The following is a 25,362-nucleotide window of genomic DNA, read 5'->3' on the forward strand; positions in this document are numbered from 1 at the left end:
GGAGAACAGACCGCAGTGGGTGGAGGCAATTGTGGTGCACGACTTGCGCGCTGTAACTCACACAACTTGAGCCCGTCTGCGGGTCCTGGCTGCGAATCCCGGCGTTGCTCGTCGGTCGTTTGGAACCACCAAACTCCACTCCTCGCGCCTTGGGCTTCACACCCAGGCCTCCGCATCCAGACTCAAAACGTATGAGTTACCGCACGCGCGATGCCGAGGCGCATCCGTCTGGATGTAACGAGGCTCGCGAAGCCGTACACTGGGCGATTATTGTCTCCGGCCCACCCAATGCGTTCCGTTAGTTCGCCGGGTCTTCGTCGCCGTCGTCATCGGCATCGTCATCGCCGTCTTCGTCTTCATCGAGCTCATCGCCCATGTCGACGGGCGTGGTGTCGCCGTCGTCGGCGGCTTCGATTGGCGCGCCGGCCTCGATATCGGAGGCCTCATCGGCATCGGCGAGGCGTTCGATCGCGACCACTTGCTCGCCGTCGGCCTGGCGCATGATGCGCACGCCTTGGGTGGCGCGGCCTTGCACGGGAATATCGATGACACGGAGGCGAATGAGCTTGCCGCTCGATGAGATGAGAATCAAATGGTCCTCATCGCTGACAATCCGCACCGCGGCGACGTTGCCGTTGCGCTCGCTGGTCTTGATCGTGATGACGCCCTTGCCGCCGCGGTTTTTTACCGGGTAGTCGGGCAGGGCGGTGCGCTTGCCATAGCCGCGCTCGCAGATGGTCACCATGGTGGCCTGCGCTTCGCGGTCAAAGGTGCACATGCCGACCAGCTTGTCGCCTTCGCGCAGGTTCATGCCGCGCACGCCCTTGGCCTCGCGACCCATCGGGCGCACCTTGTCGTGGCGGAAGCGCACGGCGAGGCCGCGTGCCGAGACCAGCAAGATGTCGCTCTTTTCGTCGGTGATCGAAGCGCCGACCAGAATGTCGCCGTCTTCGATGCCAATGGCCTTCATGCCGCTGACGCGAATTTTTTCGAACAAATCGAGCCCCGTCTTCTTTACCGTGCCGTTTTGCGTCGCAAAGAACACCGAGCGCTCGGCGCTGTATTCCTTGAGCGGCAGCATGGCCACCACGTGTTCGTCGCCCTGCATTTCGATGACGTTGACGAATGGCTTGCCGCGCGCTACGCGACTGCCTTCAGGTAATTCAAAGACCTTCTTATGGTAGACGCGCCCCTTGGACGTGAACATCAGCAAGTGGTCGTGGGTAGATGCCGCAAACATGTCGGTGACAAAGTCGCCGTCGCCAGAGGAGGCGCCGGTGATGCCCTTGCCGCCGCGGCCTTGCGCCGAGTATTCCTTAACCGGCGTGCGCTTGACGTAGCCAAGGTGTGAACGCGTCACCACCATCGCCTCTTCGTCGATGAGCGCTTCGGTGAGGATTTCGCCTTCGAATTCGGCGATGTCGGTGCGGCGTTTGTCGCCGAACTCGCTTTGGATGATCTTGAGCTCTTCGACGATGGCGGCCATCAGCTTGCCCGGGTCGTTGAGCAGGCCTTCTAAGTAGTCCGTGGTGTCCCACAGCTCTTTGTATTCGGCTTCGAGTTTCTCGCGCTCCAGGCCCGTGAGGCGCCCAAGGCGCATATCCAAAATTGCCTGCGCTTGGCGCGGTGAGAGATGGACAAAGCCGGCGGCCTTGGCGGCGGCAATTTCGGCTTCGGGGCGCCCGGCGCGTTCGAGAAAACCATCCATGCCGCCGAGTTTTTCGGCGATGAGGCGTGTCTTGGCTTCGTCGGTGTCTTTCGATTTGCGGATGATATCGATCACGCGATCGATGTTCATGACGGCAAGGCCGAGGCCCTCGACGATTTCGCGGCGGGCGCGGGCCTCTCGCAAATCAAACAGCGTGCGGCGCGTCACCACTTCGCGGCGGTGATCGATAAAGACCTGCAGCGCGCGACGCAGCGTCAGCATGACCGGGCGGCCGTCGACGATGGCGAGCATGTTGACGCCGAACGACGATTGCAGCGCCGTGAACTTGTAGAGCGAGTTTAGGACCACTTGGTCGTTGGCGTCGCGCTTGAGCTCGAACACGACGCGGATGCCTTGGCGATCCGATTCGTCGCGGATATCCGCGATGCCTTCGAGCTTCTTGTCGCGCACCTGTTGCGCGCATTTTTCGATCCACGCCGACTTGTTGACCTGAAACGGAATTTCAGAAACGATGATGGCGTTGCGGTCTTTGCGGACCTCTTCAAAGTGCGCCTTGCCGCGCACGACCACGCTGCCGCGACCGGTGCGAAACGCCGACAAGATGCCGGCGCGGCCTTGGATGGTGCCGCCGGTCGGAAAGTCGGGTCCTGGAATGAGGCGAATGAGCTCGTCTTCGCTGACTTGGGGATTTGCGATGAGCGCCAGCACGCCGTCGATGACCTCGCGCAGGTTGTGCGGCGGGATATTGGTCGCCATGCCGACCGCGATGCCCGAGGCGCCGTTGATGAGCAAGTTCGGCACCTTGGTCGGCAAGACCGTGGGCTCGAGTTCTTTGTCGTCGTAGTTGGGCTGCCACTCGACGGTTTCTTTGTCGATGTCGGCAATAATGTCCGACGTCAGCTTGGCCATGCGGCATTCGGTGTATCGCATGGCCGCGGCGCCGTCGCCGTCGATCGAGCCGAAGTTGCCCTGGCCATCGATGAGCGGGTAGCGCATGGAGAAATCCTGCGCCATCCGCACTAGCGCGTCGTAGACCGACGCATCGCCGTGGGGATGGTATTTGCCGATGACGTCGCCGACGACGCGCGCGCATTTGACGTACGGCCGGGCGTAGGTGTTGTTGAGCTGGCGTTGCGCGTAGATGACGCGGCGGTGCACCGGCTTGAGACCGTCGCGGGCATCGGGTAGCGCGCGCGCCACGATGACGCTCATGGCATAATCCATGAACGAGCTGCGCATCTCGTTTTCGATGCTTACGTAGGTGATGTTGGGACCGCCGCTGCCAGGCGCGCCGGCGCCATCGGGTCCTGAGCCATTGGGGCCGCTTGCAGGTGTCACTTCACTCATGGCTACTCTCCAGGGCGGGTGTATACCTTGATGGCTTTAGGCGGCGCAATCACATCCCGCCTTCGAATTGGCGCCCGGACATGCTATGGGGAGGCCGTGGGCAATCGACTGGCTGGCGAGATATCGCCGTATTTGCGCGAGCATAGCGAAGACCCCGTGGCGTGGTGGCCGTGGGGGCCGCAGGCCTTTGCCGAGGCGGCGCGGCTGGGCAAGCCGGTGTTTATCTCGATTGGCTATTCGTCGAGCAAATGGTGCCGTGCCATGGCGCAAGAATCGTTTGCCGATCCCCGCGTCGCAGCGCTGCTAAATGACCGCTTTGTGGCGATCATGGTCGACCGCGACGAGCTGCCCGAGGTGGATGCGATTTACATGCAAGCCGTGGTGGTGATGGGCGAGCATGGCGGTTGGCCGGTGTCCGCGTTTTGCATGCCCGATGGGCGGCCGTTTTATCTCGGCACGTATTTGGGCAAGCAAGAGCGCGATGGCCGGCCAAGCTTTTCGCGTGCCATCCAGGCGATGGCCGAGGCGTATGAGCACGACCACGCGCGCTTACTGGAAAACGCGGAGGCGCTGACCGAGGGCTTGGCCGAGGCCGAGGTGCACATGCGGGCGCAGGCGACGGCGCAGGGCGACGCGACGCCGCTGTCGGCGGCAACCGTTACCGCGGCGTGTGAGCAAATTCTGCGCCGCATCGACCGCGAGCATGGCGGACTCATCGGCACGCCGAAGTTTCCCAGCGCGCCGATTCATCGCTTGCTCGCGAGGTGCGGCGAAAATAATCCGGCGGCGCGCGAGGCGAGCGCCCGGTGGACGATGGCGATGGTGCGCGGTGGCTTGGCCGAGGATGGCCACGGCGGCGGCGCCCTCGACGACGCGTGGCAGCTCGCAAAGGGCGAAATGCTGCTGAGCGACCGCAGCCAGTTGTTAGAAATGCTGGCGCTGGCGCGCGGCTGGGCGAGAGACGCCGAGCGCGCGCAGATCAACGCGGCCGCGGCGGGGACTATCGCATGGCTTGTCCGTGAGCTACGCGAACCGACTGGTGGTTTGCATGCAGCTAGTGGCCTTGGCCTCGCCATTCGCGGCTTGGTGGCGTGGCATCGCGCCAGCGGCGATGCAGCAGCACGCGCGTTGGCGGTTAGTACCGCCGAGACGGTGTGGCGCAATTTGTGGCAAGGCGAGGGCTTGGCGCGCGTTTATCGCGACGGCGCGGTTAAGCACGACGCACTGCTCGACGATTACGCGTTTGTCGCCGCCGCTTTTTGTGATGTCAGCGACGCCAGCGGCGAGGTGGTGTGGTGGTCGCGCAGCGCGCAGTTGCTGGCGTGCGTCGTCCGCGAGTTTGTTGGCCGCGTTAGCGACGAGCTCATATTTTACATGACGCCGCCGCTGCCTGCGGGTTCGCCACTGATTCATCGACCCGAGTCGGCGCAAGACGGCGCGGCACCCAGCGGCGCGGCGATTGCGATCGAGACCATGTTGCGCCACGGCGCGCGCGGTGGCGACGCCGACGCGGCGGCCTTGGCGCGGCAGTATCTCGCGCAGCGCTTGGCCGGCCGGCCCAATCCGTTTGCGCACGCAACGCTGCTGGCGGTAGCGTCGAGCGAGTTCTAAGTCGCTTGCTGGCTTTGCGCACGGCCGGCGGCGATGTCGACGCGCGCGAGCAACAAGAGGCCGCCGATGAAAAATAGGCCAATGCTTAGAATGGCGGGGCGGCTGCCACCAAAGATGGCGATGGCGACGCCCATTGTGAGCGGGCCAATGATGCCGGCAAAACGCTCGAACACCGCAAAGACGCCAAAGAATTCGCCCGAGCGCGCCGGTGGAATCATGCTGGCAAACAGCGCGCGCGATAGCGATTGCGTGCCGCCTTGCACAAGCCCAATGCAAATCGCCAGCGCGTAGAAGTGCGCGGCGGTGGTAATGAAATACGCTGCAAAGGTGACGCCGCAATACACCACGAGGCCGCCCATGATCGCGGGCTTAGTGCCGATGCGGCGTGCGAGGGCGCCAAAGCCAAACGTCGCGGGGATGCCGATGAACTGCACCAACACCAGCGCCATGATCATGTCGCCGGTGGCCAAGCCAATTTCTTCGCCGTAGGCGGTCGACATCCGCAGCATGGTGCCGATGCCGTCGTTGTAGACCAAAAAGGCAACTAGCAAGGCAAAGGCGTGGGGATACTTATGCAGGGCCTTGGCCGAGGTGACGACTTGCTTCCACCACACCACGCGCTCGCGGCTGGGCGCGGTCGGCGGCTCCGCAACCTTGCGAAAAAACGGCCACGAAAACAGCAGCCACCACACCGCGACGCTGATAAACGCCGCCTTGGTCGCTTGGCCCTTATCGGCCAGCCCAAACGTTTGTGGCGACAAGATCATAAGTGCATCGAGCAACAGTAAAATGCCGCCGCCGACATAGCCAATCGCATACCCCGCGGTCGAAACGCGGTCGAGCTCGTCAGCTGTGGCAACATGGGGCAGAAAGCCGTCATAGATAACGAACGCGATGTTGATCGCGATCTGGCCGATGGCAAAAATGCTAAGGGCCCACAGCCACTCGCCGCGCTGCGTGAGCGCTAGCAGGGCGGCACAGGCGCAGCCAATGACGGTCATCGCAAACAACCACTGGCGCCGCACCGGCTTATGATCGACGTGCGCACCCACCGCCGGCGAAACAAACGCGCAAATCGCCAAGGCAATCGCGCTGCCAAAGCCGAGGTACATCGTGGCGTTGGGCACGTGCGGCGCCCACGCGCAAACGCGCGGCGAAAACGGCGCCAGCGTGGCGTCCATAAGCTGAGTAAAAAAACCCGTGTTGGCGCAACTATTGCCGGCGGCGTAGCGAATAAAAAACGGCGGAAACAACGCCGAGATAATCACCGTCATGAACGCCGAGTTGGCCCAGTCGTACATCGCCCATGCCCGATGCTCGGGCCTCGAGAGGCCGATGCTCGCCCACAAGGAGGTTGCCATGGCGCTCTATACCTTATTTCGTGCGCGCCCACCGCCGGTCGCGCCGCCCGCGCATCACCGTCCACAACACCAACAAGGGCGCGAGGCCTTGCGCGGGGGAAAATGGCGCGCCCGAGCAGCAACCGTCGTCGCCAAGCTCGTTGGCGCCAATGCCCATGCCAAGCGGCGTCGTCATGTTGCCGGTGTTTTGTGCATCATGTCGACCCGATGCCCAATCGATGCGGCCATCGATGCGGCCACGCGTGTGCCACAGCCACAAGTAGCCATTGCGGGTCGCGATGGCGAGCTCCAGGCTGCCATCGCCATCGAAATCGCCAACCGCGGGCGCCGCCGCCACCCACCCGCCGGTAAATTTAGGCCACCCTTCGGGCTGCTCGCCGTCCTTGTTCCACGCGTGAACATAGTAACCGCCCGAACCCGCGATGGCCTCGGGCAAGTCGTCGTCGTCGAGATCCGCGACCGCCGCGTTCATGAAGAATTGATAGTCCTCGATGCGGCGCGGCCAGCCCGGTAGATAGCTACCGGTCTTGCTGTCCCATGCCGAGTACAGGTGCTCGAGATTGACGCGCTGACCTTCGGGAATTGACGAAAACTCGAGAAACTTAAAGCCCGCGCCGCCCCAAAGCAGATCGAGATAGCCGTCGTTGTTTAGGTCGCCCATGCTGGCATCCGAGATGGCGGTGATGAAGGGCTCGTCGGTGGCGTCGCTGAGGTCGCCGTAAGGCGCGTTGTTGACAAAGCCAATCACGTTGGCCTGCCCATTGATAAATTGCGGCACTGCGCCGAGCGTCGAGACCGCGATGTCGACGATGTCGTCGCCGTCGATGTCGCCAAGCGCCAGGCTGTTGGGCATGCCGACGCCGAGCACCGGCAGCACGTCCTGCGCCAGCATCTTATATGGAAAGCCCGGCTTGATGACGCCTTGGTGATTTAGCGCATAGATGCGGCCGCTGCCGTCGAACTCATTGGTGCCGAGCACGAGATCGAGCGCGCCGTCGCCATCGATATCGCCCACCACCGGGGTTTGCATGATGCGCGCGGCGACGCCCGATTCGGCGAGCTCGACCGGAAAGCCGGGCAGGGCGGTGCCGCCCGCATCAAAGACATAAACCGAACCGTCCATGGCGGCGATGATGATGTCGAGCTGTTTGTCGCCATCGACATCCGCAAGGACGGGCGCGGCGTAGACGCCGGAATCGACAACGCGATCTTTGGTAGCGGTGGCGCGGCTGCGGTCGAGCTCGATCGGAAACCCCTCGCGAACGGCGCCGTTGCGATCGATAGCGTAGATATAGCCGTCATAGGTGGCGACGACGATCGTCGGGCCACTGCCATCGAGGTCGCCAATGGCCGGGCCACGCGACACCGCGGTGCGCATGTCATCGGCCGTGATGGTTTCCGACGCAAACGCCGCGCTCTGGCGGATTTGGCTGGCTGCGTCCAAGGCGTCAATGGGGCGCAGCGCGACCGGAAACCCAGGCGCCACGCCGTCGTGGCCGATGGCATACACGACGCCCGCGCTATCGGCAGTGATAAGTTCCATCGCGCCGTCGCCATCGAGATCATAGAATTTAGGCGACGCCTCGCCTGAGCCCTCAAGCTTGCGAGGAAACCCTTCGCCGACGTCTGGATCGCGGCGGATGTTAAACGCGCGCCGCGTCTCGCCCACCACGCCATCGCGCTCAGGCGCCAGCGAATGCATGTTGACGCGCACGCGCACCGTGACGAGAAACTTGTTGACGTCGCGATCCGGCTCGGGCTGGGTCGGGTTGTCAATCGTTAGCGCGGCGATGGGCAGGGTTGCCAGCACGCCCTCAAGCGGCGTCGCGACATCGGTGCCGCTGGTGATGAGCTGCCACTGCGATTCCAGCGGCTCGATACCGGGCGCCCACTCGATGACATAGTCAAACGAGGTGTAGAGCGTCGGGCGAAAATCGATGACGCCCTCGATGTCTACGCTCGGCTCGCGATCGGGGTCGGCGACGTAAAACCACGTCGGCGAGGTAACGTCGACGACGGGCGGAATGCGCCCCGCCTGCACCGCGGCGACAGCGCTATAGAGATTAGTCCGGCCATAGCCAAAGCGTTGCTCCCAGCCGGCACCAGAAGGATACATCAGCGGATCGTTAGCCGACGTCGCAAAGCTGATGTCGTCGACATTGGTGATAAGCAGCTGTTTGATTTCATCGGGGTGCAGGTGGCGGCTGGCGGGCATCGGGTCGAGCAATGGCTGGCCCGCGGCGGCCGACAGCACCATCGCGACGACGCCGGCGGTCTTGCCGGCGGCCTCCGACGAGCAGGACTGGCCAGGCGTCGAGAGCAGAAGATTCGCGCCGTAGTTGGTGCAATTGTTAAACGCCATAAACGTCGTGGCGTCCTCGCGGCGGTCGGTGTTGTAGGTGGTGGCGTGGACATAGATGGTGTGGTTCACCGAGCCCGGCAGGTTTTGGTGAAAGCTATTTTCGTCGGCGGCCGAGGCGACCACGGCGACGTGATGCAGCCACGCGTATTCGATGGCCTCGTGCATAAAGCGCGTGCCATTGAGGGTGCCGAGCGCTTCTAAGATTAGCGATGCGCCGGTGTCGACGGCATAGATCACGCCGAGCGCGAAGTCGTTTGAATCGCCGATGAACGAATCGGCGACGCGCACCGGCACGAACAGACAGCGCGGGCAGACGCCGGCGTCGCCAATGCCGTTGTTGGTCGCCGAAACCGCGTCTTTGGCCTGGCCGGTGCCGTGGCCGTAATCGGTCTCGTCGTTGGCGTCGTTATCGTTGTTATAGGTGTCCCAGCCCGCGATGTCGTCGACCCAGCCATTGCCGTCTTCGTCGAGGTCGTTGGAAAACGCGATGAGTAGGTCTTGTGGATCGAGCTTGCCGTTGCCGTTGGCGTCGGTGACGCGGCTATCGCAGGCGGTCTCTGGTAGCGGCGGCGTGTCTTGCCGCCAGGTGGTATAATCAAGGATGGTGAGCGCGCCATCACCCGTGATGTCATGCGGATCGCCGGGCAGGCCGCTGCCACAGGCCTCCTCGGGCAACGGCAGCTCGCCGCGCGATAGGGCGACGCGCGTGATCAAATCATCGGTGTTCCACCGGATGCCGCTGTCGAGCACGGCGATGACGACGGAGGGCTCGCCGAGCGTTATCTGCCAGGCACGGTCGACATGCATGCCGCTACCCACGGCAGCTTCGGCGGGGGAAAGTTGGCCGATATTGTCGGCGGGGACGAAACTAAAAAATTCCACTGCGACGGATACCCTGGATCGTTGGGCCAGTTTTCGGCGGCGCTGAGGTCATCACCAGGCGTGGTCGGCCAGGCGGCGTGCGCCCTCTGGGCGAGCTGGCCGAGCAGCATGGCGCACAGGGCGAGTGAGGCGATCCACGTGAAGCGACGCATACGGTCTTATTTCACGCAACCCACGCTGTTTCCAAGACGCCGCGCCAGATAATCTGTGCGCGTGAGCACGCGAGATTCAGCGGGCGCCGGCAAGGGCGTATTGTGGCTATCTGGCGCGAAGCTCTACTTCATGCTAGCGGGTGCGATCTTGCAGATTGCGCTGCCGGCACTGGTCTCGCGCGTGACGTTTGGCGCCATCGCCGTCGTCTCGTCATTGGTCTCGCCGCTAAACAATTTGGTCGTCACCGGATCCATCCAAACCGTTGCGCGCGGCTTGGCCGCACAGCCAAACGCCGCGGCCGCAGTAGGCGCGAGTGGCCTGCGCATGCATCTATACGTCGGGTTGCCACTTGCGCTCGTTTTTGCCATTGGCGCGCCTGCGTGGGGCTGGTGGCTTGGCGATAAGGGCAAGGCCTTGCCGACCGCGATGTGCGCGCTCATCGTTGGCGCCTATGCGATTTATGCGGTGCTGGTTGGGCTTGCGAACGGGCAAAAGCAATTTCATCGCCAGGCCGGTCTCGACGTCGCCTTTGCGTCGATGCGCGTCGCGCTGATGCTGGGCGCAGCGATGCTAGGGCTTGGCGTATGGGGCGTGCTCGGCGGTTGGGTGGTAGCGTCGCTGCTCATCATTATCGTTGCCGCGGCATGGGTCGGCTGGCCGCGGGGGTGCCATCGTCGATGGGAGGCGGGCTCGCGCCATGGCGCGGACATTTTGGGGGCTTGCCGCCTATCTGGCATTAGCCAATGCCCTGCTATTTGTCGACACGTGGATGATCAAGCGCGCGGCGGGGCATTGGTATGAAGGTCAGCTTGCGAACGTCACCCAAGGCCTTGCGCAGGTGGCGCCGTGGCTGACCGAGGTCACCGGCTACACCCCGAGCGCGGCGTCGCTAGCGGACGTGCAGGTCGCCTACTATGGTGCCGCGCAGAATTTCGCGCGCCTCATTTATCAAGCCATGGTCGCGGTGGCGTTTGTTATTTTCCCGTTAATCTCAGAGACGACGTTTCGCGGCGATGGCGAGGCGGCGGGGCGCTACGTCGCGACGACGCTGCGCATGAGCCTCATCGCCGTCGGCGGCATGGCGCTTGGGTTAGCCGCGGCGCCGCACGGGCTCCTCGCCATCCCATATGCCGCGGATTACGCGGCGAGCAGCGCGCGACCACTTGCCGTGTTGGCGTGCTCGTATGGGGCCCTAGCGCTGCTCAGCATTGCGGCGACGATCGCGAATGCGGCGGGCCTTGAACGCCTGACGTGGCGCGTGGCGGCGACGACGATCATCGGCATCATCGCCGTCAGCGAGCTGCTTTTACCAGGCGCGGCGCCGGGCGAGCCGTTGTTGCTGCGCGGGTCGTTGGTCGCGCTGTGCGGCATGTCGGCGGGCCTGGTCGCAATGTTGTGGCTCTTGCGACGTCAGTGGCCTGCGATCATCCATCGCGCCTCGATGCTGCGCGTGGCGCTGGCGCTGGCCGTCGGTTGGGTCACGTCGCAGGCCGCATCCAACGTGGTGCGTGCCGATGGCCTTGGCGCCATCGGCGTAGCGGTGTTGGCGGTCGCCGCCTACGCCGCCACCTTGTGGCTCATTGGAGAAATTCGGCCATCGCGACGCCGGCCGGCGGCCAATGGCTGAAAAATTGTGCGCGTGGCCGCCTGATGCCATAGTCGCCCCATGAACCTAGACGGCAGCCGCTGGCCCACCTTCGCGATCCTAGTTGGCCTGGCAATGGCGACCACCGCGTGCATGCCCAAGCAAAACAAGCTGGCGCCGCTACAAGACGCCATTGGTACTTACAACGATGGCATCAAATGGGAGCGCTTCACCGCCGCCGCGGCGCACGTGCAGGCCGCCGAGCGCGATGATTTTCTCGACGAACGCGACGGCTTAGCGAAGTACTTACGCATCACTGGCTATGACATCGTGCGCGTCGATCTCGCGGCGGGCAGCAAGACCGCCGCCGACGTCGTGATCAAGTTCGAGTGGTATGACGATCGCAAGGGCATGCTGCGGGAGTCGCACGTCGCACAGACCTGGGAGCAACAAAAAGGGCGTTGGTGGGTGGTCAAGGAGGCGCTGCTTCGCGGCGACGAAATGCCAGGGATCTTGCCAAAGGAAGACGACCTCGAGCAGCCCAAGGAAGATGCCGCCGCGGCGTCCGCGGCCGCTGACCTAGGGCCCGCGCCGACGAGCGACGCGCCGGCGCACCCACAGCGCTAAATCCGTCAAACAATTGCCTTTGGCGCGCGCCAGGGCGTAGGATCTCGGTTGACGTGGAACCGGAATTTGTCGCGCAAGCTCAATCGCTCTTTGATGCTGGGCAGTTTCAAGAAGCCGTCAAGGCGTGTCGACTAGGCTTGCTCGGCAAGCCGACCGCAGTTGAAGGTCGCGTGGTCTTGGCTCGGGCGCTCATGGCGCTTGGTCGCCATGACGACGTGCTGTCCGAGTTGCGGCTCGCCCTAGAGATGAACGGCAAACATGTCGCCGCGCTGACGTTGCGCGGCGAGGTACAATTGCTCAAAGGTCAGCCACGGCCCGCGCTAGACTCATTTGTCCAGGCGTCCGAACTAGCGCCTGGCGACGCCGTCGTGGCCGACTGGATCGCCAAGGCGCAAGCAGCCCTTGGCGGAGGTGCCGCCGGGTCTTTCCGCGCAACCGCCATGGGCATCGGTGCGGCGTCAACGGCGCAGTCGGCGCCCGCGGTCCCAGTTGCCAACTCGCCCGCGGTACCGCCACGCCGAACCGAGGGGCGCGTGACGCAGGCGCCGCCGCCGCCGCCAAAACGTGCCACCAAGCCACCGCCCATGTTGGCGCCGCCTGTTCCACCGGCCCCACCGCCGCCCGTACAAGCGTCGGCTCCCACGGGCACGGTCGAACTTGAGCCTGGCGACATCGGTAGCGCGGGCTCCTTGCCTGCCGTGATCGCGCCCGCACCCGCGACGCGTCGAGATGAGCGAGGTGACGACGACATCGTGCCGCCACCAAGGCTTGGGTCAGTCTTGCCGCGTGGCGGATTCTCCAACCCGCCACCGTTGGCGCCGGGGTTTGCGCCGAGCCCACCCCCTCCCAAGTCGGTCCCCATCGTTTCAGATTTTGGCGATGCACCCGCCGCGCCCGCGGGCGGTGGCAGCGCGAACTACGGCTCTTATGCGCCCCCTCCGCCGATCGCGGTCAGCGGGCAGAGCAGCGCGCCCCTAAGCGCGCCCGCGCCAGTGGGCGGGAAGAAAGGTATCAAAGGAAACAAGGGCAAGAGCGTCAAGGCCAACAAACCGCGCGGCAAAGCATGGAAGCCGCCGGCCTGGGTCAAGTGGAGCCTCGGCGCGATCGGCGTGCTCGTCGCCGGCATCGTCGTCGGCCTTGCGGTTCGGCGCGTGCGGCTTGACGTCAAGCTTGAGCAGGCCGATGCGCGCGCCGAAGCGGCCGCCAAGCTCGACACCTTCCGCGGTTGGCAAGTGGCGCGCGATACCTATGAGCTTGCAACGAAGGCGCATGCGACCTCCGCGCGCGCCTTGTCCCTAGTCACCGCTGAGGCAACCTTGGTTGCCGAATATGGTGAGGCCAGCGACGACGCCGAGACGTGGCTCGAAGAGTTGCCCGCCGACGTCGCCAAGGCGGACACCGCGCTGCCGCGCGCCTTATTGGCGATCGCCAATGGCGAACCCGACGAGGCGGAAGCGTTGGTGGGCGAAATTCCCGAGGCGCTTAGCGCCTGGCAGGCGTATATCCGCGGGCGGGTTGCCGAGTTGCGCGGCGATTGGCTGGCGGCGACCATGGCCTATCAGGCTGCCGACCGCGAGACGCGCGTTGCGTTTGCCTTGCGCCATGCCGATGCCCTGGCCAAACGAGAATTGTACGGCGAGGCGCTCGCCGTGGTCGATCGGGTGCTTGCCGCCGAACCGCGTCACCCACGTGGGCTCGTGGCACAAGTTGAAATTTCGGCGCTGGGAGGCCAATTGGGCAACAGCGCCGGCGGACTCGAACGCGCCGAGGAAACCCTGGCGCGTTTGATTAGCGGCAGCGAAAAGCCTAACCCCGAGGCGTTGTCTGCCGCAGAACGTGAGCGCGCCGAGATCCTGCGCACGCGCATCTGGATCTTGCGCGGCGAGCGCAAGCAAGGGGCGGCGGGGATTGCGACCTTAGCCGCGAGCGAGCCGGTGTCATGGGAAAACGCGGTGCGCCGCGCAGACTTGCTGTTATTTGCCGATCAAGCGCGTGAGGCCAGCGACGTGCTTAAGGCCGCGGCGACCAAATGGCCCGCGGTGCCCGCGTTGCGCATCGCTTGCGCAAAGGTTGCCTTGTCGCGCGGTGACGTCACGGCCGCCGCGGAGTGGCTCGGCCAGCCGACCGAAGCCGATGCGCGCGCCGACGCGCTGCTAACCCGTGCGCGCCTGGCGCTGGCAACTGGCGATCTTGCCGCCGCCGCGCGCGAGAGCGAAGAGGCGCTCGTACGCGATCCTAAGTTCATCTCGGCACTCGCGTTTCGCGCCGAGGTTGACCTTGCGGCCGGGGATCCCGGCGCGGCCCAGGCGCGCGTCATGATGACCTTTCGCACCTCACCATCAACGCCACTTGGGCTGGTCTATGCCAAGTCCTTGGTGCAAAGCGGCGAACGCGAAAAAGCGCGTGAGGTGTTGCTCGGGCTGACGATGGCACGGGGCGATAGCGGCGCGGCTTGGTTGGCGCTGGCGCGGCTTGAGCGCATGGATGGGCGCCTCGATAAGGCCAAAGACGCCTACAAGAGCGCGATTTCCGTCTCTGGCACCATTGAAGCCAAGATGGAGCTGGCCACCGTCGACGCCGATGCCGGCAATCTCGAAGCGACGCGCGCTTCGCTAAGCCAACTTGCGGACGAAACCGGCGATGGCCGGGTTTTTGCGGAGGCTGCGCGTTTTCACACCATGCTGGGCAAGCTCGGCGAGGCGGGGCAATTGCTCGACAAGGCCACCGCCGCGACGGGGCCCGATTGGTTGGTGGCGCGCGAGCGCGGGCGCCTGTATTTTCGCCTGCGCAAGCGCGGCGACGCGATTGCTGAGCTCTCGCGCGCGGTCTCGCTGGCGCCCACGGACGCCGAGGCGGCGTTGTTGCTGATCGATGCGCTGCTCTATGGCGGCGATATCGCCGCGGCGCGCAAGGTCGCTACCCAGCTCGGCGCCACTTCGGCGCTGGGCAAGTTGGCGATCGGCAAGGTCGACTTTATCGACGGCCAATCGGCCAAGGCCAGCGAATCGCTCGCCGCCGCAGATGCTGAATTCGCCAAGTCGATGGTGCCGCCCCTGCTGCGCGCCGATGCGACGTTTTGGCTCGCCTATCTCGCCTATGAGTCCGGTGATCTAACGCGCACCGTGGCCTTGCTTGAAAAGGCCTTGGCGCAAAATCCCGCGCATGTCAGCGCGATCGATTTGCTCGGGCTTTTGCAAAAAGAGCGGGGCGACAATGCCGGCGCTCGCAAACAGTTCGCGCGCCTCGTCGAGCTCGATCCGGAAAATGCCGATGCCTGGTTCGCCTTGGGCCAGGTCGCGCTCGCGGCAGGCGACCGCGCGTTTGCCAAGTCCTGCTTCGAAACCTCGCTGCAAAAGGCGCCGAGCGGCGACAACGCCGTGCGTTCGTCGGAGTACCTGCAGCAGCTGCGCGACGGCCTGTAGCGGATGCTCCCGCTTACACCACCCGATCCTACGCAAGTGCGGATCATGTAAACCAACAGGTCAGCGGCGCGCGAGCACATGCTTCGGTGGTGCGCGGCGCGCGAGCACATGCTTCGTCTCATCGCTACGGCTGTTCGCTCTGCTCACGACGCCTTGCGCTCAGGAGGGCACCGCCTGCCAAATGGCTGGAGCCTACGTGCCCTCGCGAAACGCTCTGATCCGAACATGTCTCGCTCGCCGCTTCTGGGCGCTGGCGTACCGGCAGGTGGCGCACGTTTCTTCCGCGAGCGTAGATTGCAGGGCGGTGGTCGTGGCACCGAGGGATGTGGATACCACAGCCGTCTCGCACTGCCCGGGAGGGGCGCTATCCGCGAGCAGGAAGACACGTGCGCCCACCTGCCGGTCCACACGCTATCTGCGAGCAGGAAGACACGTGCGCCAACCTGCCGGTACGCGCGACGGCACGCGGCCTTACTGCAAGAGCAACAAGTAGACGCCGGCGCCCACGGCGCAGGCGGTGATGACGAGCGAGATGGCGATGATCCACGTCGACGAGCTTTTGGGCTCGGGTGGCGGTTCAAACATGATGGGCGGTCGATCTTTGTCGGGTTCGAGCAAATCCTCGAGCGATTCAAACCCGCCGCCCACCGTGGGTATGCGTGGCTGCGCCGGACGACGGCTTTGGCGGCCTATCGCGCCCAGCCGCGCATCGGCATTGAAGCTATCGCCAAGGCCGCTGTCTGAAAATTCGGTGGGGTCCAGGCCAATCGAGCCCTCGGCGAGTCTGCCGTCGGCTCGGCCGTCATCGTCAAACAGCGAGGCAAGCTTGCCGACCTCGTCTTGGATCAAGGTATCAATGATGGATTCTTTGGCCGCGGTGCTGCGCTTGCGCATCAACTCGACTTGCGTGTCGCGCACGAGCGTCGAGATGTCGCGCGACGTGACCTTCATGCGGCGCGAGAACAGAAAGCCGGCCAGCGCCTCCGCTAGGTCGGCGGCACTCTGAAATCGCTCCTCAGGGTCGCGCGCGAGCGCCTGGTTGACGATGGCCTCGAGCTCGCGTTCGATGAGCGAGTTCATCGCGGAAATCGACGGAATTTGCGCTTGGCGGACCAGCTCGACGGTTTGGTAGTCGGTTTCGCCAAGAAAGAGGCGACGGCCGGTGAAAAGTTCCCACAAGATAATGCCCATCGCGAAGATATCGGCGCGGTGGTCGACGGGCTGGCCCGATGCGGCCTCGGGCGAGAGGTAGGAGAATTTGCCCTTCACCACGCCCGGGTCGGTGGTTTCGATTTGGCTGCTTGCCTTGGCGAGGCCAAAGTCGACGAGCTTTACCTCGCCATTTTTCGAAAGCAAAATGTTGGGAGGCGAGATGTCGCGGTGGACGATGCGTAACGGCTCGTTGGTAATCGGGTTTTCGAGCGTATGCGCGTACTGCAGTGCCTTGCAGCATTCCATGGCGATGTAGATCGAATGCGCTGGATCGAGCTGCTTTTGCTTTTGCTTGAGGCGCTCGATGAGCGATTTGAGGTTGCACCCGTCGACAAACTCCATGACCAGGAAGTAGGCGTTGTCGGGGGTCTTAGAAATATCGAAGACTTGCACGATGTTGGCGTGCTGCAGATGAAGGCTCAGGCGCGCCTCATCGAGGAACATCGAGACAAACTTCTCGTTCTTCGTGAGGTTGGGAAGGATCTTTTTAAACGCAACGCTTTTCTTAAAGCCCTGCATCGATTCCGCGACGCCACGGAACACCTCGGCCATCCCGCCGTGGTCCAGTCTCTCCGTGATAGTGTAACGGGCGCGCATATCCGCTAAGCGTTGATAATTCTAACAGAACGCCCACCTTGATGCGGCATGTTTGCCGTAAACACGTGGCCCGCATGGCGCATTGCGCGGGATCGCGCGCCGCACCTACATAGGGGGTTATGTATCAAGCGCGCGGCCGACGTCGGGCTCATCGGCGATTTCGTCTTCTTCTCGCTCGCGGATGGTCTTGCACTCGACGCAGAGGGTGGTCACCGGGCGCGCCTCTAGCCGGCGAAAGCCGATGGCGCCCTGGCAGTCTTCGCATTCGTCAATTTTGCCCTGTTCCAAGCGGGCGCGTGCCGACTGCACCTTGGCAATGAGGCCAGTCTCGCGGTCGTGCAGCCGCAGCTGGGTCGCGTAAATCTCCTCTTCCATCGATTCGTCGATAGAGTCGCGGCCGACGCTGGCGCGGTCGCGGTTCATCGAGAAATCTAAGGCCTCATGCGCCTTGCCCGCGAGGCGATGGAGCTCGCGGTCGAGCATGTCTTTGAGCGTAGCGGTTTGCTTGGCAGTTAGCATGAGCGTCCTTGGCAGGGGAGGGCGACGTTACGAGGCGGCCTTGGTTTGGCTGATGAGCTTGGGTGGTTCGCGGTGCTCGACCACGTCGCGGGTTACGACACACTCGGAGATGCCGTCGCGCGACGGGATGTCATACATCACGTCCAGCATGATCTCTTCGACGATGGCGCGCAGGCCGCGGGCGCCCGAATTGCGGCGACTCGCCTCTTCGGCAATGGCGCGCAGGGCGTCGCCTTCAAACGTCAGTTGGACGCCTTCCATCTCAAACAAGCGCTGATATTGCTTGGTCAGCGCATTCTTTGGCCGGTGCAACACTTCGGTGAGCGCATCGACGTCCAGCGCATCGCAGGTCACCAAGACCGGCAGGCGCCCCATGAACTCCGGAATCATGCCAAACTTAATTAAGTCTTCGGTGCTCGCAGCGCGGCGCAGGGCGTCGCGATCGTCGTCGCTTGGCCCAACTGACGCACCAAAGCCCATGCCCTTGCCACCCGTTCGCCGCCGGACGATGTCCTCGAGGCCGTTAAAGGCGCCACAGCAAATAAACAAAATATCGGTGGTATCGATCTGCGTTAACTCTTGCTGCGGGCGATTGCGTGCGCCGTCAGGGGTAATGGTGGCCGTCTTGCCCTCAATAATTTTGAGCAGCGCCTGCTGCACGCCTTCACCCGAGACATCGCGCGTCTGCGACGGCACGCCGCCCTTGCGCGCGATCTTGTCGACCACGTCGATGCAGATGATGCCCCGCGCCGTCTTCTCGACGTCGCCACCCGCCGCGCGCAGCAGCGACTTGACGACGCTCTCGACGTCTTCGCCGACATAACCAGCCTCGGTAAGCGTCGTCGCATCGGTGATGGCGAAGGGCACGTCGAGCTTTTTAGCGAGCGTCTGCGCGAGCAAGGTCTTGCCCGAGCCCGTGGGTCCCACCAGCAAGATATTGCCTTTTTGGATCTCGACGTCGCCCGACTTGCCGCGCAGGCCGATGCGCTTGTAATGGTTGTAGACCGCGACGGCGAGCGCGCGCTTAGCGCTGGTTTGGCCGACCACGTAGCGATCCAGCTCATCGACGATCGCGCGCGGTGGCGGGTAACTCGGACGCTCAGAGGCGTCTTCCTTGGCCAAGATGTCGTTGCCGAGCGCGACGCAGTGGTCGCAAATAAACACATGTGGGCCCGAGATGAGCTTTCTGACATCTCGCCGCTGCTTGCCACAAAAGGAGCAATGGAACTCTTCCACTTCCTGGCCATTGTTGCACAGCCAGAGGCCGGTGCAACTCGCGGTTGACGCAAACTAGGCGCCGCGGACACCGGGCAGGGCACGCGATTTGGGCGAGAACGTTGTTCACGCGACGCCGCGGTCGCGGCGCGCTGATCACCCCGCGCGCACACCGCCCGACACGGCAAAGAATTTGCGCGCACAGCTCCCAGACCTGCGGGCCCCCGTGCTTTAGCGCCGCGAGGGTTTGGGCCGCCTCTAAGCATTAGATACCATGCCACGTGTTCTCGATTGTCGATTTAGATGTTCGCGGTGGTCTGAGGGTGCGGCACGATCTGGAAGCTGTCGCGCCGCCTGGCCGCGGCGTCGTGCGGTGGATAGATATCGCCTCGCCAGATCTGGCGCTCATCGAGCAACTGCGCCAGGCCTTTGGTTTTCATGAGGAGGCGTTGCGCGACTGCTTGGAGTTTGGCCTGCGGCCACGCCTCGATGAATTCCCAGAGTATTTGTTCCTGGTTTTTCACGCGTTTTCCGAAGACCCGGTTGACCCGCTGGAGATTCGCATCCACGAGTTGCACGCGTTCTTGGGCGCTGATTTCCTGGTGACGATTCACGACAACGACATCGCCTCGCAGCAGTCGGTTTGGGCGCAGGCGACGACCAAGCCGGAGCTGCTCAACAAGGGGCCGGGCTGGCCCTTGGCGCTGCTTATCACCAGCATGGCGGAGTATACGCTGCCGCTGGCCACCGCGCTGCTCGCGCAATCCGACGCGCTCGAACGTGCGGTGATCGAGAGCGGCAAGGAGGTCGCCACCGCCGTCGATCTGACCCCGGCGTTTCGCGTGCGGCGCACCGCCATTTCGATGCGGCGCCTGCTCAAGCCGACCGAGGCCGCGCTGGCGGGCTTGATGCGGCGAGGCGATCGACTGGGCCAGCGCGCAGCCCTTGAGATCCGTGAGGCAGGCGATCGCATGCAACGCCTGTCGGAAACCATCGACGAGGCCTATTTCATGGCCAACAACGTCGTGTCGAGTTACCACGTGCTGCAGGCCGGGCGTACCAACGAGGTAGTCAAGCGCCTTACCATGTTCGGTTCGATTTTTATGCCGCTTGGGATTATCGTTGGCTTCTGGGGCCAGAATTTCACCACTTTTTTGCCGTTTGATCAGCCATGGGCTTTTGGAGTGATGTTGGCCTCGCTTATCCTGGTGCCACTGGGAATTTTTGCTTATTTCCAGCGAAAGCAGTTGTAGCCGTGCAAGAAGAAACGCAGATCGTAGCCTCCGCATTTAGCCATATCGGCAAGGTGCGTCGGCACAACGAGGACTCGCATTTTATCGACGCCGAAGACCGCTTGTTTATCGTCTGCGATGGGATGGGCGGCCATGCCGCCGGCGATGTGGCAAGCAGCTTGGCGGTGCGGACGGTGCGCGACAGGTGGCGCAACGTCGATTTTGAGCGCGCCATTCGCCAATTCGCGGCCGAAGATACCGTCGCGACGCGGCGCGAGGTGTTCGCAAAGTTGCGCGCCGGCGTGCTCGCCGCGCACGACGCCATTATGGCCGAGGCGGAACGAGATAGCAAAAAGGCCGGGATGGGCACCACCTGCGTCGCCTGCGCCGTTGCAGGGCCCGATGCCTTGATCGCCCACGCCGGCGATTCGCGGGCGTATCTGGTGCGCCGCGGCCAGGCCATGCAAATCACCGAGGACCAGACCGTGATCGCGCGACTCGCCGCGGTTGGCGTCGACGTCTCGAAGGCCGACAACGTCTGGCAATGGCGAGGCGTCTTGACCAATGCCTTGGGCGTAAGCAACGCCTACTGCTCGACCGTTGTCGTTGCCTTAGAGCCGGGAGACCGCATGGTCCTTTGCTCTGACGGCATCGCGGAGTATTTTGATCCGGCAGAGTTAGCGGCGGCCGTGACAGAACCGCCAAGTCCCGGCCGTGCGGCGCAGCGACTCATCGACACGGCGCTCGCACGTGGTGGCGCCGATAACGCCACCGCCATCGTCATGAAAGTGCTCGACGTGGCGCCCCGCGCCAAGGTCGTGCGTCCAAGCGTTGAAGAGATCGATGCCTTGTCAGAGGCGCCATTTTGGGCCGGGTTAACCCAGCAAATGCGCTATCGCGTGGTGCGCGGCGCATGGCTGCATACGTTCGCGCCGGGCGCGGCCATCGTGCCGACAGTGGGCGGCGAACAGGTGGCATGGTATCTGCTCTCCGGTTCATTAGTCGGTCCGGGTGGGGTCTTGCAGGCACCTCGCATGGTGTACCCCGAGGCCTTGTTGATTGGTGCCGCCGCGCCCACCGACAAACGGTGGCGCGTGCAGTCGGCGGCGACGTTGCTGGCGATCTATCAGCAAGACTTCGATGCGCTATGCACCGAAGAGGGCGATGGCGCCGAGCCCTTGCACGCGATGCTTGCCGACCAAATTCGATAGGCCGATCGCGGCTGCGAGCCGTTACGGGCGGTAGTAATCGACAAGATCCACCACGACATCGGCGATTTCGGTGTACGCCTCGACCCGGAGCGGCACGCGATCGCCGTCGTCGCTTAGCCATACGCTAAAGCGACGCTCGGGGCGCCGGCGCTCCGGCGCGCCGGTGCCGCGATAACGCTGGGCCGTGCCGTCGATACGCACCGCTTGGCGCGCGCCGAATGCGGTATCAATGGCCCCGCCGCCCACCCACGTGACGTCTGCCTTCCAAAGTCTGCGCCCTCCAACGACCCACAGCGTGCGCGCTTCGCCTTTAACGCCGGACCACGGCCGCAGGCTAGCCATCGCCGTATGCATGTCATGAGGCATGACGCCGGGAGGCGGGGCAAGGCGGACGTGCACGGGCGGGTTAGGCGGACGCGTAAACGCGATGCTGACGTTATTGGCGCCCTCCACGGGAAACGTCGCGTCGCTCGCAAAGCGGTGCTTGCCGTATTTGGCGACCGTCTTGGTCAGGCGCGGCAGCCCCGTGTGGTTGGAGATGACCGACGTCGCCTCATCGTCAATTTCCATCAGGAGGTCAGATAGTCCCGCCGAGCTAATGCGCGACCGCACGACGAGGTCGGCTTGCGTGCCGTCGGCGTTGGTGGTGGCTTCGCTGACGGTGAGGCTCGCTTCACCAACCGGGATTGGGCCCATGTGAATGCTAAACTGCATGGTCTCGCCCGCGAGGTAACGCGCCGGCAAGTCGAGGCCGTCGCTCGCAGTGGCGCCGGCCCCGGCGTAGCCACAAGCTGCGATGGCAAGCGCCGCGAAGGCCACCATGGCTTGCAAGCGCGCTCGGAATGGTTGCATTGATATAAGTTTGAGGTTTGCTGGCAGTGGGCGCAAGCGGGAACTTTGTGATTAACTTCACCTGTGTCGGCGCGAATTGGCATTACGCTTGGCGATCCGGCGGGGATTGGGCCCGAGGTGGTTGCGGCCGCCTTGGCGGCGGATGCCGAGTTGGCCGGGGCATGTCGCATCTATGGGAGCGCGGCGGTGCTCCGCGCGGCAGCGATCGCCATGGGGGTCGGGTTGCCGGCGGGCCTTGAGGTTCACGACGTGCCGTGCGGCCCTGTCGTCGCGGGCAAACCCGATGACGTAAGTGGCGCCGCCCAGGTGGCGTGGCTGGAGGCCGCGGTGGCCGCGGCCTTACGCGGCGAGGTCGGCGCGCTGGCGACGGCGCCCATCTCCAAGACGTGGGCCGCGCGCGCGGGGCTGGCGTTTGCGGGCCACACCGAATACCTCGCACAGCGCTTTGGGACGCCGCAGGTGGCGATGGCGTTTTTTGGCAAGCGGATGAAGGTGGCCCTCGCGACCATTCACGTCGCGTTGGCGGAGGTGCCACGCGCGCTGACCGCAGACAAAATTGTTGCTGTGGCGAGCTTGCTGCACGCTGCCTTGCGCGATGATTTTGCGATTGCCTCGCCGCGTCTTGGCATCGTAGGCCTTAATCCTCATGCCGGGGAGGGTGGCGCGCTTGGCCATGAGGAGCAGACCGTGATCGCGCCGGCGATGGCTCGCCTGGCCGCGGCCGGCATGATTGCCTCCGGTCCGCTCGTGCCCGACGTCGCCTTCCGACAACACCTCGATGGCGCGTTTGACGGCTTGGTGGCGATGTATCACGACCAAGCGCTAATTCCGATTAAGCTCATCGAGTTCGATGATGCGGTCAACACGACGCTCGGCCTGCCCATCGTCCGTACCTCGCCCGATCACGGCACGGCGTATGACATCGCCGGCACCGGCCACGCGCGCGCTGGCAGCATGCTGGCGGCGATCACCTTGGCGCGTCGCTTGCTTGCGGTCCGCACCGCGCCTCACGACCTCAAGGGCTAGCGTTGCCAGAGGCGGCGAGCCGCAACAGGCCTTCGCGATCGCGAATCTCGAGCGAGACGCGATTGCCCGCGATGAGTCCCTGCGCGCGAAATCGCGCCAGCGTCGCCGAAACGGTTTCACGCGTGCTGCCAATAATGCTCGCTAAATCGCGATGCGTCAGCAGCGGTTGCCCGGGGGCCAAGGGCTGTTGATAATATTGCAGCAACGCGTCGGCGACCTTGGCCGCGACGTTTTGAAACATCAGCGCCGAGATCTTGCGCGACAGCTCGCAGGTGAGATTGACCGATTGACGGAGCAGCGACAGCGATAATTGAGGATTTAGGTTGAGCAGTGTGAGCATGTCTGCGGTTTCGATGGCGACCAGGGTCGAGGGCTGGCTGCATTCGGCCATCTCGAGGCGATGGGCCTGGGAGAACAGCGCGGCCTCGCCGAAAATGTCGCCGGGATGGCGAAAACACAACGTAATCGCGCGCCCGTCGTGGGAGACCGAAGACAACTTGATCTGTCCTTCTTGCAGGACGTAGACCACCGACGCGGCGTCGCCGGCGAGGTAGAGCACCGATTTGCGTGGGTAGGATAGCGTTTGTCCGCGAGCCGCCAACGCGTCGCGTTCGTCCGCGGTCAGCGTGGCAAGTATAGAGCTCGCGGGAAAAGGCACGATCGCAAAAAGGGTAGTCGAAACCATGCGTTGGATGCAACCCTGGGCGTGCTACATCGCGCCCATCGCTGGGCTGCCGCGCCCGCTTTCAATCTGAGCGGCCGGCGTTGTGGCGCAGATCCTCGGACGTAACGGCGATGACGTGATACGCGCCGACCGCTACAGATCCCGGAACCGTGGCAGTTGCGCTAAATGTGCCCATCCCGTCGCTGACGGCCGCGCCAATCCAAACGGCTTGGTCCAGCGAGGCATCGAGCGGCAGCAAAAAGAGCTGCACGGTCAGGCCGGCAAGCGGCGCACCGGTGGCGCGGTCCGTGACCGTCCCCGCAAGGCCAAGCGACTCCGAGCGCGCCTTGGTCGTTGCGTCGGCACGTAGACTCAAGGAGGGCGTGATGCGACGCGGATCAGGTGGGCCATCGTTCGCCGCAAGCGTCGGCGCATTGAAAGGCGCGGGCGTGCCATCGTCCGCACCCGCCGCCGTGGCGCTGCCAGCGTGATCGCTAAAGGTGTCTTCGCCGCTGCTCGCGGCATGCGGATCGCGTTGCTCCTCGCGTTGTGTGTCTGAGAGGCCAGAGATGTCCCCCCGCAGTTGGGTATAGTTGTCGCGGTACGCATCTGGTTTCGCAAAGGGGTCTTCGCTGCGGGGGCGGTGCACCGTCTTGTCCCCGCCGTTGTAGACTTGTAGATTGAGCGCCGCGCCTCCCAGGTCAACGCGTTGCCAGCCACGCTGGGGAAACCACACCTCGACAAAGGCATGCGCTTCGTTGGTGACATAGCGCGTGGGGATACCCAGCGCGTTGGCGGTGATCATAAATACAAACGAGCGATGGCGACACACGCCAACTTGCGCCGAAAACAGATCGCGATAGGTGCCCTCCTCGCGGGGTGGGGCATCGCCCGCGGCAAATGCGCGATGATACGCCACGAGCGCGTTGAAGGCTCGGCCGAGCTCGACGTCCTGGTGAAGGCCGAGTTCGCTAAGCGATTGTCCTGCCAGCGCCCGCACCTCCATGGGCATCCGCGCGAGCGCGCCGGTGGGCGCCTGGGCCGCGACGAGCCGAGGCGTCCAGCGCCCTTGCGGCAAGGCTGGGGCGAAATAGCCGGCATCCGCGTCGACGTGCATGACGAGGCGCACCGAAACCGGCTGCTTGATGCGCGGCGCGCTGACGTAGAAGTTGTCCGCGGTGTCCTTGCTAAAGCGCAGCTCGGCGCGCGGCTCCGTCTCATAGGAAAGGATGCGCATATCGGGCGCGACGCTGGGGATCGCAATGACTTGATCGGGCGCCAGGGTGAGCATCAGCGAACCCCAAAACCGATCGCGCGCCATGTCGGGTGCCCCTCCAACGGTGAGCGTTAGGCGGCGGCCGGGCGCGATGCTTAGCGTCTGCGACGTGTCGATGGCGTTGAGCGCGCTCATTCGCTTAAACGGCAAGACATCGGGATTGAACACGGCAACGTAGTGCAGCGTGCCATCGCTGGCGGTTTGGCGGTCGAGCGTTGCCTGAGTTTGGCGATCCGCCGCAAAGCCAGGTTGACCGAAGGTCGGCTCGTCCGGCCGGCCTGGCTGCGACGCATCGGGCTCAGGCAACATCTTGTTGCCCGCGGCGATGACATCGGGATTTTGTGTCGGCGTAGGCGACGTCATCGCGGCGCTGCGTCCGCCGTCGACGCTCGCGGGCGACGGCAGGTCTTGGTGCAGTGGCCGGCCAGCCCGCGACGCGATCGCGGCGCTTACGCCGATCGCGATCCCCATCGCTGCCGCGGCGGCTGCAAGGCGTGGGAGTGGGCGTTGCACTGACGTACTCTACCGCGGTATGAACG

At 64.1% G+C, this 25,362-nt stretch carries 18 protein-coding genes; 8 read left to right on the plus strand and 10 right to left on the minus strand.

Features of this window, described 5'->3' with window-relative positions; translation table 11 throughout:
* Window positions 1–298 precede the first annotated feature (298 nt).
* Entirely contained in the window at window positions 299–3,016 is a 2,718-nt protein-coding gene (gene gyrA / locus IPL79_02435) for a DNA gyrase subunit A (protein MBK9069858.1), read from the minus strand.
* A 96-nt stretch (window positions 3,017–3,112) separates the two neighbouring features.
* On the opposite strand from gyrA, the gene IPL79_02440 reads away from it, so the two are divergent.
* Window positions 3,113–4,627: a thioredoxin domain-containing protein gene (locus tag IPL79_02440; protein MBK9069859.1), complete on the plus strand. Its 1,515-nt coding sequence runs from the start codon at window positions 3,113–3,115 to the stop codon at window positions 4,625–4,627.
* Here the strand turns inward: IPL79_02440 and IPL79_02445 are convergent.
* The 3 genes from IPL79_02445 to IPL79_02455 are packed head-to-tail and all read right to left on the minus strand — an operon-like array spanning window position 4,624 to window position 9,384.
* Window positions 4,624–5,988: an MFS transporter gene (locus IPL79_02445; GenBank protein ID MBK9069860.1), complete on the minus strand. Its 1,365-nt coding sequence runs from the start codon at window positions 5,986–5,988 to the stop codon at window positions 4,624–4,626. The genes IPL79_02440 and IPL79_02445 overlap by 4 nt on opposite strands.
* A gap of 13 nt (window positions 5,989–6,001) precedes the next feature.
* A complete protein-coding gene (locus IPL79_02450; GenBank protein ID MBK9069861.1) occupies window positions 6,002–9,157 on the minus strand; it encodes a VCBS repeat-containing protein in 3,156 nt (1,051 codons plus the stop codon).
* Window positions 9,130–9,384 carry a hypothetical protein gene (locus IPL79_02455; GenBank protein MBK9069862.1) on the minus strand — a complete coding sequence of 85 codons (255 nt, stop codon included), beginning with the start codon at window positions 9,382–9,384 and terminating at the stop codon, window positions 9,130–9,132. The genes IPL79_02450 and IPL79_02455 overlap by 28 nt, the downstream gene beginning before the upstream one ends.
* A gap of 61 nt (window positions 9,385–9,445) precedes the next feature.
* Here IPL79_02455 and IPL79_02460 point away from each other — a divergent pair, with 61 nt between their 5' ends.
* From IPL79_02460 to IPL79_02475, 4 genes are read left to right on the plus strand one after another with little or no spacing between them, the layout of a single operon-like run.
* A complete protein-coding gene (locus tag IPL79_02460) occupies window positions 9,446–10,186 on the plus strand; it encodes an oligosaccharide flippase family protein (GenBank protein ID MBK9069863.1) in 741 nt (246 codons plus the stop codon).
* Window positions 10,083–11,012 (plus strand): hypothetical protein, encoded by a 930-nt coding sequence (locus IPL79_02465; GenBank protein ID MBK9069864.1) that lies wholly within the window; start codon window positions 10,083–10,085, stop codon window positions 11,010–11,012. Before IPL79_02460 ends, IPL79_02465 begins: the two co-directional genes overlap by 104 nt.
* Window positions 11,013–11,051: 39 nt before the next feature.
* The gene (locus tag IPL79_02470; GenBank protein MBK9069865.1) at window positions 11,052–11,597 is read left to right on the plus strand and encodes a hypothetical protein; all 546 of its coding nucleotides are present in this window, start codon (window positions 11,052–11,054) and stop codon (window positions 11,595–11,597) included.
* Window positions 11,598–11,650: 53 nt separating this feature from the next.
* Window positions 11,651–15,019 carry a tetratricopeptide repeat protein gene (locus tag IPL79_02475; protein MBK9069866.1) on the plus strand — a complete coding sequence of 1,123 codons (3,369 nt, stop codon included), beginning with the start codon at window positions 11,651–11,653 and terminating at the stop codon, window positions 15,017–15,019.
* Window positions 15,020–15,490: 471 nt separating this feature from the next.
* Here IPL79_02475 and IPL79_02480 read toward each other — a convergent pair whose 3' ends face one another.
* The 3 genes from IPL79_02480 to clpX all read right to left on the minus strand — a co-directional run bounded on the left by IPL79_02480 (window position 15,491) and on the right by clpX (window position 18,583).
* Window positions 15,491–16,783: a serine/threonine protein kinase gene (locus IPL79_02480; protein ID MBK9069867.1), complete on the minus strand. Its 1,293-nt coding sequence runs from the start codon at window positions 16,781–16,783 to the stop codon at window positions 15,491–15,493.
* 162 nt (window positions 16,784–16,945) lie between these two features.
* Window positions 16,946–17,347: a TraR/DksA C4-type zinc finger protein gene (locus tag IPL79_02485; GenBank protein MBK9069868.1), complete on the minus strand. Its 402-nt coding sequence runs from the start codon at window positions 17,345–17,347 to the stop codon at window positions 16,946–16,948.
* Window positions 17,348–17,374: 27 nt separating this feature from the next.
* On the minus strand, window positions 17,375–18,583 hold the full coding sequence (gene clpX / locus IPL79_02490; protein MBK9069869.1) for an ATP-dependent Clp protease ATP-binding subunit ClpX: 1,209 nt from the start codon (window positions 18,581–18,583) through the stop codon (window positions 17,375–17,377).
* A 260-nt stretch (window positions 18,584–18,843) separates the two neighbouring features.
* On the opposite strand from clpX, the gene IPL79_02495 reads away from it, so the two are divergent.
* Together IPL79_02495 and IPL79_02500 are read left to right on the plus strand one after the other, a co-directional pair.
* On the plus strand, window positions 18,844–19,815 hold the full coding sequence (locus IPL79_02495; GenBank protein ID MBK9069870.1) for a magnesium transporter CorA family protein: 972 nt from the start codon (window positions 18,844–18,846) through the stop codon (window positions 19,813–19,815).
* A gap of 2 nt (window positions 19,816–19,817) precedes the next feature.
* Window positions 19,818–21,005 carry a serine/threonine-protein phosphatase gene (locus IPL79_02500; GenBank protein MBK9069871.1) on the plus strand — a complete coding sequence of 396 codons (1,188 nt, stop codon included), beginning with the start codon at window positions 19,818–19,820 and terminating at the stop codon, window positions 21,003–21,005.
* Window positions 21,006–21,026: 21 nt separating this feature from the next.
* Here the strand turns inward: IPL79_02500 and IPL79_02505 are convergent, their stop codons facing one another.
* A complete protein-coding gene (locus IPL79_02505; GenBank protein MBK9069872.1) occupies window positions 21,027–21,857 on the minus strand; it encodes a DUF3108 domain-containing protein in 831 nt (276 codons plus the stop codon).
* A 63-nt stretch (window positions 21,858–21,920) separates the two neighbouring features.
* On the opposite strand from IPL79_02505, the gene pdxA reads away from it, so the two are divergent.
* Window positions 21,921–22,883, plus strand: a complete 963-nt coding sequence (gene pdxA / locus IPL79_02510) for a 4-hydroxythreonine-4-phosphate dehydrogenase PdxA (GenBank protein ID MBK9069873.1) — start codon at window positions 21,921–21,923, stop codon at window positions 22,881–22,883.
* On the opposite strand, the gene IPL79_02515 is transcribed toward pdxA, so the two are convergent.
* On the minus strand, window positions 22,873–23,541 hold the full coding sequence (locus IPL79_02515; GenBank protein ID MBK9069874.1) for a Crp/Fnr family transcriptional regulator: 669 nt from the start codon (window positions 23,539–23,541) through the stop codon (window positions 22,873–22,875). The two genes, pdxA and IPL79_02515, sit on opposite strands and share 11 nt — an antisense overlap.
* A gap of 88 nt (window positions 23,542–23,629) precedes the next feature.
* Window positions 23,630–25,336 carry a transglutaminase domain-containing protein gene (locus IPL79_02520; protein ID MBK9069875.1) on the minus strand — a complete coding sequence of 569 codons (1,707 nt, stop codon included), beginning with the start codon at window positions 25,334–25,336 and terminating at the stop codon, window positions 23,630–23,632.
* Between the last annotated feature and the right edge of the window lie 26 nt (window positions 25,337–25,362).

Source organism: Myxococcales bacterium (assembly GCA_016716835.1).
Taxonomy (GTDB): Bacteria; Myxococcota_A; Polyangia; order Haliangiales; family Haliangiaceae; genus JADJUW01.

Bases quoted from the DNA above. Each gene is read 5' to 3' on its own strand.
- IPL79_02480 (MBK9069867.1), bottom strand. From the start codon at position 16,783: ATGGCCGAGGTGTTCCGTGGCGTCGCGGAATCGATGCAGGGCTTTAAG.
- IPL79_02465 (MBK9069864.1), top strand. From the start codon at position 10,083: ATGGCGCGGACATTTTGGGGGCTTGCCGCCTATCTGGCATTAGCCAAT.
- IPL79_02450 (MBK9069861.1), bottom strand. From the start codon at position 9,157: ATGCATGTCGACCGTGCCTGGCAGATAACGCTCGGCGAGCCCTCCGTC.
- IPL79_02455 (MBK9069862.1), bottom strand. From the start codon at position 9,384: ATGCGTCGCTTCACGTGGATCGCCTCACTCGCCCTGTGCGCCATGCTG.
- IPL79_02485 (MBK9069868.1), bottom strand. From the start codon at position 17,347: ATGCTAACTGCCAAGCAAACCGCTACGCTCAAAGACATGCTCGACCGC.
- gyrA (MBK9069858.1), bottom strand. From the start codon at position 3,016: ATGAGTGAAGTGACACCTGCAAGCGGCCCCAATGGCTCAGGACCCGAT.
- IPL79_02505 (MBK9069872.1), bottom strand. From the start codon at position 21,857: ATGCAACCATTCCGAGCGCGCTTGCAAGCCATGGTGGCCTTCGCGGCG.
- IPL79_02470 (MBK9069865.1), top strand. From the start codon at position 11,052: ATGAACCTAGACGGCAGCCGCTGGCCCACCTTCGCGATCCTAGTTGGC.
- IPL79_02445 (MBK9069860.1), bottom strand. From the start codon at position 5,988: ATGGCAACCTCCTTGTGGGCGAGCATCGGCCTCTCGAGGCCCGAGCAT.